Origin of the sequence: Oliverpabstia sp. (genome assembly GCF_022785585.1) — a bacterium.
GTDB lineage: Bacteria > Bacillota > Clostridia > Lachnospirales > Lachnospiraceae > Oliverpabstia > Oliverpabstia intestinalis.
In genome coordinates this window covers 1-14,896 of sequence record NZ_JALFPR010000121.1, presented here as the reverse complement: position 1 = coordinate 14,896, position 14,896 = coordinate 1, and the positions used below count along the sequence as shown (strand labels likewise).

General features: G+C 45.9%; 17 protein-coding genes and 1 pseudogene. All 18 read right to left on the bottom strand.

Translation table 11 applies throughout. From position 1 onward, the window contains the following. Nucleotides 1-230 (bottom strand): annotated as a pseudogene (locus MSA64_RS08490) (GNAT family N-acetyltransferase); the annotation flags it as partial. A 45-nt stretch (nt 231-275) separates the two neighbouring features. After that, nucleotides 276-959: a pyridoxamine 5'-phosphate oxidase family protein gene (locus tag MSA64_RS08485; protein ID WP_268878800.1), complete on the bottom strand. Its 684-nt coding sequence runs from the start codon at nt 957-959 to the stop codon at nt 276-278. A gap of 214 nt (nt 960-1,173) precedes the next feature. Beyond that, a complete protein-coding gene (locus MSA64_RS08480; protein ID WP_235904433.1) occupies nt 1,174-1,389 on the bottom strand; it encodes a hypothetical protein in 216 nt (71 codons plus the stop codon). A gap of 227 nt (nt 1,390-1,616) precedes the next feature. Continuing rightward, nucleotides 1,617-1,988 (bottom strand): VOC family protein, encoded by a 372-nt coding sequence (locus MSA64_RS08475; RefSeq protein ID WP_287891322.1) that lies wholly within the window; start codon nt 1,986-1,988, stop codon nt 1,617-1,619. Nucleotides 1,989-2,008: 20 nt separating this feature from the next. Beyond that, nucleotides 2,009-2,827, bottom strand: a complete 819-nt coding sequence (locus MSA64_RS08470) for an alpha/beta hydrolase (protein WP_118568017.1) — start codon at nt 2,825-2,827, stop codon at nt 2,009-2,011. Between the two features lie 167 nt (nt 2,828-2,994). Next, a complete protein-coding gene (locus MSA64_RS08465) occupies nt 2,995-4,521 on the bottom strand; it encodes an ATP-binding protein (RefSeq protein ID WP_287891320.1) in 1,527 nt (508 codons plus the stop codon). Nucleotides 4,522-4,542: 21 nt separating this feature from the next. Next, nucleotides 4,543-5,853: a vWA domain-containing protein gene (locus tag MSA64_RS08460; RefSeq protein ID WP_287891319.1), complete on the bottom strand. Its 1,311-nt coding sequence runs from the start codon at nt 5,851-5,853 to the stop codon at nt 4,543-4,545. 73 nt (nt 5,854-5,926) lie between these two features. Beyond that, nucleotides 5,927-6,634 (bottom strand): SpoIIIAH-like family protein, encoded by a 708-nt coding sequence (locus MSA64_RS08455; RefSeq protein ID WP_118574242.1) that lies wholly within the window; start codon nt 6,632-6,634, stop codon nt 5,927-5,929. 33 nt (nt 6,635-6,667) lie between these two features. Beyond that, nucleotides 6,668-7,234, bottom strand: coding sequence for a hypothetical protein (locus MSA64_RS08450; protein ID WP_022173054.1), 567 nt, complete (start codon nt 7,232-7,234; stop codon nt 6,668-6,670). A gap of 3 nt (nt 7,235-7,237) precedes the next feature. Next, complete coding sequence (locus MSA64_RS08445; RefSeq protein ID WP_022173055.1) at nt 7,238-7,759, bottom strand: stage III sporulation protein AF; 522 nt, start codon at nt 7,757-7,759, stop codon at nt 7,238-7,240. Between the two features lie 36 nt (nt 7,760-7,795). Beyond that, nucleotides 7,796-8,959: a stage III sporulation protein AE gene (locus MSA64_RS08440; protein ID WP_287891316.1), complete on the bottom strand. Its 1,164-nt coding sequence runs from the start codon at nt 8,957-8,959 to the stop codon at nt 7,796-7,798. Then, nucleotides 8,943-9,329, bottom strand: a complete 387-nt coding sequence (locus MSA64_RS08435) for a SpoIIIAC/SpoIIIAD family protein (RefSeq protein WP_106492274.1) — start codon at nt 9,327-9,329, stop codon at nt 8,943-8,945. The genes MSA64_RS08440 and MSA64_RS08435 overlap by 17 nt, the downstream gene beginning before the upstream one ends. Nucleotides 9,330-9,350: 21 nt before the next feature. Next, nucleotides 9,351-9,545: a stage III sporulation protein AC gene (gene spoIIIAC, locus MSA64_RS08430; protein ID WP_022173058.1), complete on the bottom strand. Its 195-nt coding sequence runs from the start codon at nt 9,543-9,545 to the stop codon at nt 9,351-9,353. 14 nt (nt 9,546-9,559) lie between these two features. Then, a complete protein-coding gene (locus MSA64_RS08425) occupies nt 9,560-10,078 on the bottom strand; it encodes a stage III sporulation protein AB (RefSeq protein WP_154431908.1) in 519 nt (172 codons plus the stop codon). Then, the gene (gene spoIIIAA / locus MSA64_RS08420; RefSeq protein WP_287891312.1) at nt 10,072-11,040 is read right to left on the bottom strand and encodes a stage III sporulation protein AA; all 969 of its coding nucleotides are present in this window, start codon (nt 11,038-11,040) and stop codon (nt 10,072-10,074) included. Before spoIIIAA ends, MSA64_RS08425 begins: the two co-directional genes overlap by 7 nt. Before the next feature lie 48 nt (nt 11,041-11,088). Next, nucleotides 11,089-11,661, bottom strand: coding sequence for a 4'-phosphopantetheinyl transferase family protein (locus MSA64_RS08415; RefSeq protein ID WP_287891311.1), 573 nt, complete (start codon nt 11,659-11,661; stop codon nt 11,089-11,091). Beyond that, a complete protein-coding gene (locus MSA64_RS08410) occupies nt 11,651-13,513 on the bottom strand; it encodes an ATP-dependent helicase (RefSeq protein ID WP_287891309.1) in 1,863 nt (620 codons plus the stop codon). Before MSA64_RS08410 ends, MSA64_RS08415 begins: the two co-directional genes overlap by 11 nt. Nucleotides 13,514-13,622: 109 nt before the next feature. Next, on the bottom strand, nt 13,623-14,896 hold a 1,274-nt coding region (gltX, locus tag MSA64_RS08405), incomplete at its 5' end, for a glutamate--tRNA ligase (protein WP_287891308.1).

Genomic DNA, 14,896 nt, shown 5'->3' with positions numbered 1-14,896 from the left:
TCTGTTCCGTTCATCTGGATAAAGCCACGGATCAGTCCGTCATCATATATATAGAGATTTTTGAAGACCTCGTCTTTTTTCAGGTAATTATCTATAAAGGGAACAACCTGCAGCTCACCGAATGAGTAGCTCTCATCTTTGAATATTGGAAAATAGTTGATTCTATTATTGCAGATAAATATTTCTGCGATTCTTGACAAATCTTCCTCTTTCGCTTTTCTAATCTTCATTTTTACCTTTTATTCTGACCTTTCTTATCGAATTTTCCAGATTTTTTATACCGTCTTCGTAAACCTTAACTTCTGTCGGCTTCCATATCCCTGTTTCTTGAAATCAGAATTCAGAAGTTCCATCTCCTCCGGAACGATTTTGATCAGGTGCATCGGATGCTCCAGTTTTTTCAGTGCTTCTACAGGGATTTTGCGGAATTCAGCCGCCTGTAGATATTCTTCTGAAAATGGAGGCACAATCGCAGCTGTACCCGTAATCTGGATGCTGTTCAGACTGCCAAATCCGCTATATGTTTCATAGACAGCAAGACTTACTTTCTTATTTTTCTCAAGTCCCGCAAATTTCTTTCCGCCCTCTGAGAAGATCCAGACAGCACCGTCGTGCCAGCTGTATTCCAATGGTGTACACCGGATCACTCCGTCCCCACCGGTTGCCAGGGCACAGGTATTGTGTGCACGTAAAAAGGCGTCTGCCTCCTGTTTCAGCTGTTCCGGTTCCATGTGTTTGCTTTCTTTATCTTTTTCCACCCAGTAAACGGCTGCTGCCTGATATTCTTCCGGAGTCATATCTGTGATTTCTTCATATTCCTCTCTATCCAGAGAAACCGGAATTCCTGTTTTCCCTGTAATGTGCACTCCTCCGTACCAGGTGCCCTCAACCTCAAAAATATCACCGATCTGATATTCACTGGAATATTCATCTGTCTTTTTCACAATTTTTATTTTCATAATCGCTTCATCCTTTCTTCTCCGTCCTTCGTCCGATATTTTTATTGTAAGCGAAAACATTTATACTGTACAGCGCTTTTTCATTCAGTTATTATTATGAACTCTTACCTTTTACATAAAATATCTATAAATTTATTTTCAAAAGGACTTGACGAACCTTCAAAATACTTTTACTATTAATACATAAGAAATAGGTTTTTTGTCCGGTAAGTGTTTATAAACTGAAGGAGTTGCTCGTTTCTTTTTTTATGTCAATTATATCATACAGATACATTCTCCCATCTGATGCACGTCTGATTAACAATGATGCATGAAATATATTATGTCTTTCAATTTCTCCACTCCTATCATATACCGGAAGTGCAAATCTTGAATCATAGCGATACCATCCATATTTTGCATTTCTTCTATGTTTTTCTTTTTTATCCATATATCGCTCCCTTTACTAATTTTATACAAATGCTTTTTTCTAATTTTTAGGTTGTGGAATATTTTCAGAATATGTATATCAGATGTGTATATAAAATACTATAATGTGTTTTATATATTATAACAGGTATTGATATCTATATCAACAGAAAAACTGGGCTGTCACAGAATTCTTTATTTTCTGTAACAGCCCAGTTTTCTACTCTTCTTTTTCTTGCAGATTCCATACTATAGTACACACACCGGTGTTCCAACCTCGATCAGGTTGCCATCCAGGTCATAAAAACGGATCACTTTCTGTCCCCAGCTGTGTGTTATCAACCGATTGACATAACAGATTTCCGGATATTGTTTTTCCAATTTCTCAGCAAAATCTTCTATCTCTTTTTCTTCAAAATACAACTCACAGGAATTATTTTTCGGAACAACCTCTTTACCAAGATATTTTTTCCATATTGCTTCATCCTGAAGCACCAGTCCCTCGGTCAAAATCACGTTTCCTTCCTGATCCAGCACTACGTCCAGACCGAACAGATCGTGATAAAATTTTTTTGCTTTTTCTATATCTTTTACAACGATCAATACATTCTTTAATTTCACTGCACAATTACTCCCGCTTTTTACAACCGTGACATCCATCCGCAAGCCAGTTCCATCCAGCTCTGGCACTCTGGTTGGATGCCGCTGCCGTCCTGGCGTTTTGTTTCTTCGTTTGCGAGACTCAGACCATGACCGCCTGCCGGGTAGATATGCATTTCCACCGGTATCTTATTTTTATGTAATGCTTCAAAGAAGAACAGCGAATTTTCCACCGGAACACAGTCGTCCGGTTCTGTATGCCATAAGAAAGTCGGAGGGGTATCCTTTGTCACCTGAAGTTCCAACGACTGTTCTTTCCGTTTTTCCGGATCGTAAGCATCTTCTCCAAGCAATGCTTCAAAAGAACCTCTGTGGGCATATTCCCCGGAAGTGATAACCGGATAGCACAGAATCATTCCGTTTGGCCGGATCTGTTCTGCGGACACGCCAAGTGTTTCGGAAAGAAACGGTTTCTTCCAGAAAACTCCAAGGCTGCATGCCAGATGACCGCCGGCGGAAAATCCCTGTACCACTATTTTTTCCGTATCAATATGGTATTCGTCCGCATATTCTCTCAGATGTGCCACTGCTTTCGCCAGCTGCAAAAGTGCCAGCGGATATTTTGCCGGTTTCACGCTGTAACGAAGGATCGCCGCCTGATATCCCTTTGCGATATACTGAATCGCCACCGGTTCTGCCTCCCGGTCGGATGTCATCTCATAGCCGCCGCCCGGGCAGATCAGAACGAGCGGACGTTTTCTGTCCGGAATCATCTCCGGAGAGTTGTCCAGAAAATAGGTATATAATGCTGCGGTTTCCTGATAACTGTCTACGCTGATATCAATCTTTTTGCAAATCATAGTGTTGTGTCCTCCTGACTCTTTCTCTGTTGTCTTACTTGTACCTGACAAGGCACATTCTTTATTCTGCATTTAAAAATTTTAGTAACCGTTCAGTACCTTCACAATGACTACCTATGGAACAGTTACACGCTCTATTACTCATTATACGTCCTGCAATCTTTCTGTCAATTCCCGTTCTTTGACCTTTCTTCCATATCCCTGCATCTGTTTTTCAGCACTTCTTCTCCGCCAATCAGCTGTTGTTCATATTCGGTATAGGCAGGACAGCCATAGCTTCCGAGGAACTTTCGGATCCGGTCATTCCTTGTAAGATTCGCTGCGAATAACGTCAGCTCTGCCCCTGTACCATAACTTTCTTCCAGAAATGCAAATCCCCGTTCCAGATTCTGCGAGATGCGCTCCTGCTGTTCGTCACACCGCTTTGTTTCTTCCTCACAGACCTGTTCCAGTCGTCGGTTCAGTGCTTCCTGCCCGCTCTCATGGTCTGCTTTTGCCTGCTGGTCAATCTTCCACAGTATCTTCAACACCGCCTCTTCGGTCTGCCTCTCTTCTCTTCGGATCAGTTCCCGTTCTGTGCGGATCTGCAAACTTTTTTCTCTGCTCTCGATCCAGTCTCCGAATGTCTTTTCTGCATCATTCTCCCGGAAAATACCGAGCTGTCTGCAACTTTCTGTCAGCACTTTCTGTATCTTCCTTTCCCTGAAATACTGTTCGATGTTATGATCCAGCACAGCCAGCAGAAAGGCCAGTACCATACTGCGCTCCTGTGGTGTTCCCTCCTGTGCCATCCGGGTGATCGTCTCCCGTTCCGCATCCGAAAGGCTTCCGTCCAGAACCTGTCTGATCCGGTAATCCTGTCCGTACTTCTGATAAATCTGATAATACGAAAAAAATTCGGCTGCTGTCTTTTCTTCCTGAAGATACTGCTCCACCAGCATTTTTTCTGCCGGAAATCCCATTTTTTCATAACTTTTCAGCACTGCTGACAGATCTTCCCATCCCCGTGCCGTCACAAACTGTTTTTTTCCGTCCTCCTGGCGGATCCGATAGAAGCGGTCTCTGTGTGCTTCCAGATACGACCGGATACTGCCGTGTACCTGATGGAACAATGCATATTCCATCCAGACATCGAGATCCGGCTCCAGCACGATCTTTCGGACACGGTCCAGCGTCGCGATGTCAAATTCGCGCACAGATTTGTTGTATTCCGGCGGGTTGCCCGCTGCTACGATGAGCCAGTCCGGTGGAAGCTTCTGGTTTCCAAACGTTTTGTCCTGGAGAAGCTGCAGCATCACCGGAGCAAGTGTCTCTGAGACACAGTTGATCTCATCCAGAAATAAAATTCCTCTCTTTTTCCCGGTTTTCTCCATGCAGGCATAAATAGAAGCGATGATCTCACTCATCGTATATTCCGTCACGCTGACCTGTGCATCACCAAATGTACGCTCCACGATCTTCGGAAGTCCCATGGCGCTCTGTCTTGTATGATGGGTCATCGTATATGCTACCAGCCCTGCCCCACATTCTCCGGCGATCTGTTCCATGATTGCTGTCTTTCCGATTCCCGGAGGTCCGATCAGCAGAATCGGCCTTTGCTGACGCAACGGAACCAGTGGATACCCGCTTTCATCTTTCTGAAAATACGCCTGCAGCGTATATTGTATCGTTTCTTTTGCTTCTTTGATATTCATCCGTTTTCTCTTTCCCCTGTATTATTGTTCTGTCACCAGCAGTTTTTTTGCCCATCCCGGTACCCGGTCCATCTTCTCACTCTTTTTTACAAATACAAATGCCGTCTCATAATCCGGCTTCTTCTCCGGATAGATCCCGTCACCGTCGGTGAAATAAATCAGTGCTTTCAGGTCGCTGAATTCTCTTTTCTCCCGCATCCGTTCTACTTCCTCGAACACCGGGCGAAAATCGGTTCCTCCTCTTCCGTGGATCACCAGCTGTTCCCGGTACGCTTCCCATTCTTTTGCGGAATGGATCATCACTTTTTCCTGAATAAAACTGTCACACTGGATCAGGCATACTTTCCAGTTCTCGAAAAAATTTTCCTTTTCCTCCAGAATCCTTCTGGTCTCTCCAAGGAAACGGGCTACCATTTCTTTTTTACAGGATCCGGAGGTATCTATGGCAATTACCAGTTCCTCCAGCCGGTTCCCCTCCCGGGTTTCGAGAGGCTCTATCATGGGAAGATTTCCATACCGTTCCATCCCATAATAATAAGCAACCGGGTCAAAGGCATCCTGATCCAGTTTCATCTCCTCTCTTGTAACAGTAAAACGGCGTAAAAACCGTCGGTAGTCATATTTTCCTTTCTCAATTTCGGAAAGTTCTTCTTTCTGACCACCACGATTCTCGCCTCTTCGTTTTCCTCCTGCGCCATAGGTAATCGCAAGTTCTTTTGCGATCTCTTTCCATTTTTTACAGATTGCTTTCTGTTTCTCTGTCTCTTTTCCGAAACTTTCCGGCATCTCGATGCACTGACGAATCAACCGGAGATATTCTTCATATACGTTCTCCGGATTCTCTCCGAAACCGTGAATCAGATACTCCGGATTCACATACAGGCTCTCCCCGTCTGTCCTCATAGCGGTTACCTGCTCATCCGGCTGCACCCGGAGCTCCAGCAGCGCCCTGCCAAGCTCCGGATACCGCCAGCATAACTCATTTTTGCAGTGTTTCATCAGGCCGGTGATCAGCTCCTGTTTCGTCGCTGTATTCGGAGATTTTTCTTTTGTTGAAATATGGTTCTTCCACGCCAGCAATACACGGAAGGCATCCCATTTTTTCAGTTCTCCCGCCCTGCTCAGAAAACCGTTCAGTTCCTGCTCTCCAAACCATCCCCTGTCTGCCATTTTTTTCATTCCATCGATATTTTCCTGTACGATCAGATATTCCATAGCGGGACGGATCCTGCGTTTCAGATAGATTGCTTCCTCTTTTGATATTTCTTCGTTTTCCCGGGTATTTTGCAGAAAACGTCCGATTACTTCTTCCAGATGTTGTTGTTCATTCATTTGTATACATCACCGTTTTTTGTATTCTCTATCCATCGTAGCACCCTTTATTTTAATTTACAAGCAGATCCTTTTACTGATTTTCCTGTGTTCCGTCTTCCGTCTGGCTGCTCATCGGCGTGATCACAATATTTTCTGCCGCAATACCGGTTTTCCGTTTTACGATATCCTCGATCTGCGCTCTGCTGGCATCGTCCACCTTGGTATCCGGTACTACAATGTCTGCTGTCTCTCCGGTCAGATTCACAACCACATCAGGAAATCCTTTCGCTTCGAGAAGCAGTTCTGCCGCAGCTTCTTTCTCCACAAGATCAGTCATATTTACCATACTGGCGATTGCACTTTCTTTTTCTGTCTCGGAAAGGGCTTCGTTGTTGATGATCGATAACAGAGATTCTTTATTCTGGGAGCGAATCTGTTCCCGTTCGATACGCGCCTGGGCCATATATGTAGAAGCACCTGTCAGAACAGCCTCCCCCGGTGTCTCCTGGGGCTGTGATTCTGTGCCGGATGATTCTTCACCGGAAGCCGTGGCATCTGTACCATCGCCGGCAGTCGCCGCACCGGTCTCATCCGTAACATCAAGATCCAGATTTTCCATATCCTGCAGAACCTGATCCATATTGACCGAAGTTTCCGTCTCACTGGAGGTCTCGGTCTTTGCAGTCTTATCTTTTTTCCCTTTTAATTGTGCATCGGAATAGCTGATATAGCCTGCTGCAGCAATCATTACTGCCAGAGCCGTGATAATGATCTGATTCTTTTTAAATATTTTTTTCACTGCTGCTCTCCTTTTTATTCATTTTGACGGGTCTCATTTCATTTTTAACACTTTGATTTCGTGGGCTTCGACGTGAAACAATGCTATCACCGCCTCCTGGATCTGTTGTACGATCACCGGGTTTCCGCCTCCCTGTGCCACGACGATCACGCCGCGGATCTCCGGATAGGTACTTGAGGATATATAGGGTGTCTGTCCCCCGTCTCCGGTATCCTCGTATACTGTAGTTTCCCCCGTGGTTACCGTCTGACTGCTCCGCTGCGTCCCGGAATCTCCTTTTTCACTGGAAGTACTGGTATCCTCCGGACTGTCTTTTTCCACCTGTTTCTTCCCGGTAGATTCCATCGCCACCGCCACCTGTACTGCACCCACACCTTCTACCTGCGACAGTACGCTCTCCAGCTGTTTTTCATAAGACTGCCGGATCTGATCGTCGGTCTGCTCCTGTGTCTGCGAAACTGTTGTCTTTTCCTGTGTCTTTTTTTGCTCCTTTTGTTTTACAGGAGCGGCAATCACAAGAAGTAAAAGACCTGCCAGCCCACAGATCAGCCACTGCTCCCGTTTCATCTCCCTGACTGCTGCAAACACTCTCTCCTTCATAGTCTACTCCTGTATCTTTATATTTATATTCCCTTCCGGAAGATTATAGACTTGTGCAAGTTTTCTTTTTACCTGGTCAGGCTCACCTTCTCCGGGGGGATTCCCGTCCGCACGCCGGATCACACAACGGATCTCTTTCACATCCAGTTCCTCCCCGTTAAAAAAGTCCACCCTTACTTCAGTGCTCTCGTAAGACAGCTGCTCCAGCAGTGTTTTTATCTGTCTTTCCATCTCTTTCTGGCAGTTTTTCTGTACATAATCCTTTCCTTCCTGTTCCAGGTATTTTTTCTCCATTGAAAAGTCCTCATATTCCTGCCGGATTCCTTCCGAAAGTGTCTCCCAGGAGAGTATCTGTTCCAGTTGTCCGACGGTCAATAACGGTTGGATCAATACCAATATCAGCAAAAGTCCCATAAAAAAGCGGATATATTTTCGTTCTTCTCCCTGTGGGATCACGTTCATCAGTACTGAAAGGAAAATAAAATAAAACGCCAGATTGCGCACCCAACGGGCAAGCCATTCCAATGTTCTTCCTCCCTCCGTCTTTTTGTAATTCCCTTTTTATTGCAGGGAACCTGCCAGAATCGCTATGGTCAGCAAAAACAGAATCTCCATGGTCAGCAGAAGCCTCACCAGCAGCCCAAGACTCTCTCCCATCGTGTGGATGCACCCTACCATCCGCTTGTCCGTCACCGGCTGCACCACAGCAGCCAGAAGCTGATAGGCAAGTGCGCTGATTCCCATTCGGCAAAGAGGCGCTGCACCCGCCAGCAGAAGGATCACGATCGCCGCTACACCAAGACAGTTTTTAATCAGCACTGCCGATCCGAGTACTACTTCCGTAACCCCGGAAAACAGGTTACCCACTCCGGGAATCGCTCCGGCTGTCCTGCCGATCACTGATCGCTTCAAGGTATCAACAGCCGGTGAGATCATACGCTGGATCAGCTGGATTCCCACGATCACGCCGATCATGGATTTCAATGCCCAGAGGATTCCGTTCTTTAAAAGTTCGGTCATTTTTGATAAGAATTCTTCTTTTGTAAGGAAATTGATCAGTTCCAGCACCAGATACATCCGGATCGCCGGAAGAAGAAAAAGTAACAGGATCTTCTCTGTGAGAAAAATCAGAATCAGAATCATCTGGTAAAATGCTGTCGCAGTTGCCACACCGCATGCCCCGGTCAGCGCAATATAATACGCCGGAAGCAGTGCTTTCATAAATACCGCCACACCCTCAAGCAGTCTTTCCATCTGACCGGTCATCTCATCAAATGCCTGCAGAAGCAGTAAAAATAACAACAGATAGATCATATAAAAAGAAATATCTCCGATCTGATTGTTCTGAAAAACACCTGACAGATGACAGAACACTGCTGACAGAAGCACCAGCACCAGAATGTGCACACAGGTTTCTTTTTGGATTCCCATGGCATCCCACACGCCCCGTTGGATCACTGCTTTCCATTGCTCGGCGGAAAATGCCTGTCCGCTTTTCAGGATGTCCCGGATCATCCCTCGCATACTCTGCTTTTCTTCCAGGAGCTGATCCACCGCCATCTCCACCTCTTTCAGATCCAGTTCTCCCAGTGCTTCTTCCTCTCGTGAAAAGTCCTGATTTTCTGCAGCATACACACAGGTCCGGGTACAAAAAAAGAGCAGGAACAGACTGAAGACTGCCATTTTCAGTATTTTCCCACTCTTTTTCCTATCCCAGAAACCCATGGATCGTCTCCAGCAGTGCGGTAAGAATCGGCATACTGATCGCCAGTACTGCCAGGCGTTCGTAGATCTCGATCTGTCCCGCTACTGCGGAATAGCCCGCATCCTTACAGATTCCTGCCGAGAACTGACCGATATAGGTGATACCGATCATTTTCATAAGGATATTCATATATGTAGTATCTACAGGTACATATTGTTGTATTTTTTTCAGGGATTCATACAGATAACTGAACTTTCCCACCGCAAATGCCAGAATAAAGAGTCCGGCCGCCATTGTCAGATAAACCGAGTATTCCGGCTTTGCTGTTTTCATAAAGATCGCAGCCAGTACACAGGCGATACCCGCCGCACCGATCCGGATAATTTCCATATCGCCATCCTCCCCGCCTGCCTACAGGGCAAATAATTTTTTTACGGTTTCAAAAAGATCATAAATATAAGGGAGTACCCAAAACAATACCAGCACAAGCCCGGCAAGACTGGTTAAAAATGCCTGATCTTCCCGCCCGCTGTGTTTTAACACAAGGCTCAGGACGGATACCAGAATCCCCACTGCACCGATTTTAAATATAATCCCGACTTCCACAACCGCCTCCCGTCTCAGATAAGGATCACCACCAGAAAGGCTCCCCCCAGGATCCCGAGGCTTTGCCACACTCTTTTCTGTTCCGGCAGCTGATGCCGCAGTTTTTCTTCCCGCATTGCAAGTTCTGTCCTTCCGCTCTCAAGAAGCTGTATCTGCATCTTTGCATCCAGATATCCAAGATGCCCGAGGGTCTGTAAAAACAGGTCCCAGTCTTCTTCCCGGAGACTGGTTTTTTCCCGCACCGTCTGCTCCTGCTCTTTCAGGATCCGTACAAAGGTTTCGCCGGTCTGCTCTTTCAGCCGTTTCGCAACAGATTGCAGATATTCCCGAAAGGGGGACGCCACTTTCTCGCTGATCCTGGAAAATGCTTCCGGCAGTGTATTTCTCGCATAGGAAATTTCACCGATCAGGCAGCTGATGATCAACTGTAATATCTGCAAGTCTTTGATCCGCTGCTGATACTGTCTGCTCCTCCAGTTTCCCATGCCCCAGCCGGCGAAAAATACCAGCAGAGCACCGCTGACCTTTAACACACAGATCTCTGCCTCTGGTACAGGCAGGTTCCCCGTTCATCATAGATTTCCCGGACTTTTCCAATCTTTCCTGCCGTTTCTTTTTGCAGGATGATATAGCGTTCAAAAACATGTTCTTTTATCAGTCGTTCCAGCAGCGGTTTTTTCCGGATCTCATCGATCGAACTTCCGTGAACCGTTGCCAGAAGTTTGCATCCGCTGTTTAGTGTCATCTCGATGGCACGGATATCTTCATAATTGCCGATCTCATCCACGGCGATCACCTGCGGAGCCATTGAGCGAAGCAGCATGACCATCCCTTCCGCCTTGCTGCAACAGTCCAGCACATCGGTACGGATTCCCACATCGTTTTGCGGAATTCCCTGATAACTGCCACCAATCTCTGACCGTTCATCCACCACGCCTACCGTATTGCCCGGGAAGGTCTCCCAGCCATCAGAAATCTGTCGTACCAGATCCCGCAGCAATGTTGTTTTCCCACAGCCCGGTGGGGAAATAATGAGTGTATGACACAGTTTTCCATCTTCCGTCACATACGGAATCACCATATCCGCACAACCGGTAATCTGGTGTGCAAACCGGATATTGATGCAGGAAATCTGGGAAAGTCCTTTTACCTTCTGCTCTTCCATGATCGCTTTTCCAGCCACACCAACCCGATGCCCACCCTGTATCGTCAAAAATCCCTGTTTTAATTCCTCTTCATAAGCATAGAGGGAATATGTTCCTACCGTCTCCATGGTTCTTCGGATGTCTTCCTGTGATACGATACATGCCTGTTCCCTATGTCTCGTCAGAAATCCCTGCTCTGCCACAAAATATTCCTGTCCGTCCTGCCATAAGATCAACGGTTTCCCTGCCCGAAGACGAATCTCCTGTAACCCCTGTGGATTCCAGTACGCCTGCTGTAAGATATTTCGGATACGCTCCGGAAACAGACGGATAACTTCCTCCCGTTTCATGTACATCACCTCTTACCTTTACTATATGTGGACAGACTGTAAATAGAACTATTTCCCCACGCAAATCATACCGGAATACTCATCCGGCATCGTCAACTGGTAAAAGCTGCATTCCTCGTAAGAAATCTCGCACAACTCCCTGCGGATCCCATCCCCGGTAAACTTCAGATAGCTTTCTTTTTTTGTCCAGATCTGAAACAGAAAATCCTTTTTTCCTTTCTCCGTACCCGCCTGCATAAAAGTTTTCCACTCATCCGGTGTACAGATTTTTCTGGCTGTCTGTTCCAATTTTATTTCTCTGTGATACTGGATATCAATCCCCACAGGGACATTTCCCAGCACACAGGCGATCCATTCTCCCGAATGGCTGATATTGAAAAAAAGTTCCGGATGCAGACGCAGATATGGTTTTCCCGTCTCTGTTCGCATTACCGAATCGGTCTCTTTCTCCAGATCATACGCATATCTTGTTTTTATCATTTCTGCTAACAGACGATATCCCGACCGGGACTGTTCTTTCTTCTCTTCCGGTGTTTTTCCACTGACCTGTTTCATCCAGACTTCTGTCTGCTGATCCGGGGACTTCCAAAAAACATGTGCTTCATTTGCATTATTTTCCATTTTTCTGCCCTCCGTTGCCACGCTTCGGTGCTTCTTCCAGTTCCACCAGAAAACGGGAAGGTTCCATCTTCTTTCCGAACCTCTCCTCCACTGCATACAGATGCAGTTCTTTCTTTGCTCTCGTCATGCCGACATAGAACATTCTTCGTTCTTCTTCGATCTCCGGATCCAGAATCGCTTTCTGATATGGCATACAGCCCTCGTTGACATCCAGAATATACACCCTCTCAAATTCCAGTCCCTTGGCACTGTGCAGGGTCGATACAACGATTCCCTCCTGCCGGCGCACTTTCTCCGACTGTTCTTTGAGTTTTTCTTTGTACGCATCCATGGAATCAAACCATTCCTGAAATGTTTTATACCCTTTTGCACTCTCCTGGATCTCCCGCAGAAGATCATACAGTTCTTCCACTTTGATCTTCCTGTACTGTGCATATTCTTTCAGGAACTCGTCATAGCCGATCCCATACCGGATATAATTGATAGCTGCAAACGGTGCCATATTTTTCATCATTTTCAGATCATGCTCGAACTTCTCGATCCGGTCACACATCCATTCTTTTCCCTCGTAAAACTGATACAGAATCTCAAATGGCACTTCTTTCTCATAAAATGCTTCCCTGGACAGATATCGGTTCGGACGGTTCATGACGGCAAGAAAATCCTTTCTCTCCCGACCGCCCATTGCCAGACGCATATAAGCAACCATATTTTTTGCCAGCCAGTGTTCATACAGATTCGGCAGGACATCCCTCATGGTAAACGGAATGTTGTACTCCATCAGCCGTTCCACTGTCATTCTGCAATTATGATTGGTACGGAATAGAATCGCAATCTCATTGTGCGGACACCCTTCCGCCAGATCCTTCTGAATCTGCTTTAACAACCAAGTCGTCTCCTCGCTCTCATTTTCAAATGTCCGTATCTCGAGCGGTTTTCCCTTATCATTTTCCGTAAACAGCTGTTTTTCATATCTCGCATCATTCCAGCGGATCACATTCTGGGATTTTTCTACTATTTCTCCGGTACAGCGATAATTCTGTTTCAGGATCACCTGCTTCAATTGTGGAAAATCCTTCGGAATCTGCAGCATGATCTCCGGTCTGGCTCCACGGAACCGATAGATCGACTGGTCATCGTCACCTACCAGAAACAGATTATTCTCCGGAAGTGCCAGAAGCCGGACAATATCATATTGCAGCTGGTTGACATCCTGAAACTCATCAATCAGGATATACCGGAACTTTTTCTGCCATGCCTGCAAAATATCCGGATGTTTCTGAAATAATTGGTAGCAGTATACCAGCAGATCATCAAAATCCAGCAATCGTTTCCCGTGCAGCCGTTTTTCGTATGTCTCATAGATTTTCCGAAACTGCTCATCCGGACAGCTTGCCGAATAATAGTGGCTCAACGGGATCCGACCGTTTTTTACCGTGCTGATCTCTCTTGCCAGCGATTCCAGCAGGTCATTTTCGTCTTCCATCTGCAGGGAAGAATTCTGTAAAATCTGTCGTAAAATCTGATATTTTATTTCTTCACCGGCGATATTTGCCGATGTGATACCGTACGCCTGCCGGAGAATACCGTAAAAGATTCCATGGAATGTACCAAAAGTCACCTGACTTTTTTCCACTCCGCACAGGTGTAAAAATCGCTCCCTCATCTGTCCTGCAGCCGCCTTGGTAAAGGTGACCACCAGGATAGATGAAGGAGCGACCTGATAATTCTGAATCAGTTTACGGGTACGGCGGATAATAACTTCCGTTTTGCCGGATCCCGGTCCGGCAAGTACAAGCATCGGACCATCTTTATGTTCCATTGCCTGCTGCTGTTCCCTGTTAAACTCCATTCTTTCCCTCCATATGGGAATTATTCTGCTGCTTTTGTCAGCTTGTAACCGTGAGGGATTCTGGCAGAACCATGCCAAAACACCTCGCGGAATACTACCTGCTGCATAGTTAGTTCAGTTTGTCAATGGCCGCCTGGATTCTTACAAGACTCTCTTCTTTTCCGAGTACTTCCAGAATCTCTGTGGCGCCTGCCGGTGTCATCTGTTTTCCGGAAAGAGCGGTACGGATCGGCCACATCACATAACCAACTTTGTAACCATGCTCTTTTGCGTAAGCGGAAAGCATCTCAAACAGTGCATCGTTGCTGAAATCTTCCTGTGCCTCCAGTAACGGCTGTACTTCCCTGAGTACCTGCAGAGAAGTTTCTTCGTTGGTTTTCATCTTTTTATGCACATACATGGATGTCTCATATTCCGGTACCTTTTCAAAGAAATCCACCTGATCTTTGATATCCGGAAATACTTCGATTCTTGTTTTTACCATAGCAGCGATCTTGTGGAAGTCCAGATCTCTTGTGATCACTTCTTTCAGATACGGCAGAGCCATCTCATAGAATTTGTCATCCTCCATCTTCTTCATGTATTCGCCGTTCATCCAGCGAAGTTTTACCATGTCAAAAACTGCAGGAGATTTGCTGATTCTGTGGTAATCGAATTCTTTTACCAGTTCTTCCAGAGAGAAGATCTCATTGTCGGAAGACGGACTCCATCCAAGAAGTGCCACAAAGTTTACGATTGCTTCAGTCAGGAATCCCTGATCCAGCAGATCTTCATAAGAAGAATGGCCGCAGCGTTTGGACAGTTTCTGATGATCTTCGTTTGTGATCAGCGGGCAGTGGATGTATTTTGGGATCTCCCATCCAAATGCTTCATACAGACGGTTGTACTTCGGTGCAGAGGACAGATATTCGTTTCCTCTTACTACATGAGTAATTCCCATCAGATGATCATCGATAACATTTGCAAAGTTGTAGGTCGGATATCCGTCAGATTTGATCAGAATCATATCATCCAATTCGTTATTTTCTACTGTAATATCTCCGTACAGCTCATCATGGAAAGTTGTGGTTCCTTCGGTCGGCATATTGATACGAATAACGTATGGTTTTCCTGCTGCCAGGTTTGCCTCGATTTCTTCTTTGGACAGATGCAGACAGTGTTTGTCGTATACGGTGATCTCTTTTCCTGCTACTTCTGTCTTCAAACTTTCCAGACGTTCTTTATCGCAGAAGCAATAATAAGCGTCTCCCTGCTCGATCAGTTTTTTTGCATATTTCAGATACAGACCCTGTGCCTGTCTCTCACTCTGCACATAAGGGCCTACACCCCCATCTTTGTCCGGACCTTCATCATGTACCAGACCCGTCTTTGCCAGAGTACGGT

Excerpts from the sequence above, each read along its gene's own strand:
- MSA64_RS08485 (WP_268878800.1), bottom strand. The coding sequence starts at position 959 with ATGAAAATAAAAATTGTGAAAAAGACAGATGAATATTCCAGTGAATAT.
- MSA64_RS08480 (WP_235904433.1), bottom strand. The coding sequence starts at position 1,389 with ATGGATAAAAAAGAAAAACATAGAAGAAATGCAAAATATGGATGGTAT.
- MSA64_RS08470 (WP_118568017.1), bottom strand. The coding sequence starts at position 2,827 with ATGATTTGCAAAAAGATTGATATCAGCGTAGACAGTTATCAGGAAACC.
- MSA64_RS08465 (WP_287891320.1), bottom strand. The coding sequence starts at position 4,521 with ATGAATATCAAAGAAGCAAAAGAAACGATACAATATACGCTGCAGGCG.
- MSA64_RS08460 (WP_287891319.1), bottom strand. The coding sequence starts at position 5,853 with ATGAATGAACAACAACATCTGGAAGAAGTAATCGGACGTTTTCTGCAA.
- MSA64_RS08450 (WP_022173054.1), bottom strand. The coding sequence starts at position 7,234 with ATGAAGGAGAGAGTGTTTGCAGCAGTCAGGGAGATGAAACGGGAGCAG.
- MSA64_RS08440 (WP_287891316.1), bottom strand. The coding sequence starts at position 8,959 with ATGGGTTTCTGGGATAGGAAAAAGAGTGGGAAAATACTGAAAATGGCA.
- MSA64_RS08435 (WP_106492274.1), bottom strand. The coding sequence starts at position 9,329 with ATGGAAATTATCCGGATCGGTGCGGCGGGTATCGCCTGTGTACTGGCT.
- spoIIIAA (WP_287891312.1), bottom strand. The coding sequence starts at position 11,040 with ATGAAACGGGAGGAAGTTATCCGTCTGTTTCCGGAGCGTATCCGAAAT.
- MSA64_RS08415 (WP_287891311.1), bottom strand. The coding sequence starts at position 11,661 with ATGGAAAATAATGCAAATGAAGCACATGTTTTTTGGAAGTCCCCGGAT.
- MSA64_RS08410 (WP_287891309.1), bottom strand. The coding sequence starts at position 13,513 with ATGGAGTTTAACAGGGAACAGCAGCAGGCAATGGAACATAAAGATGGT.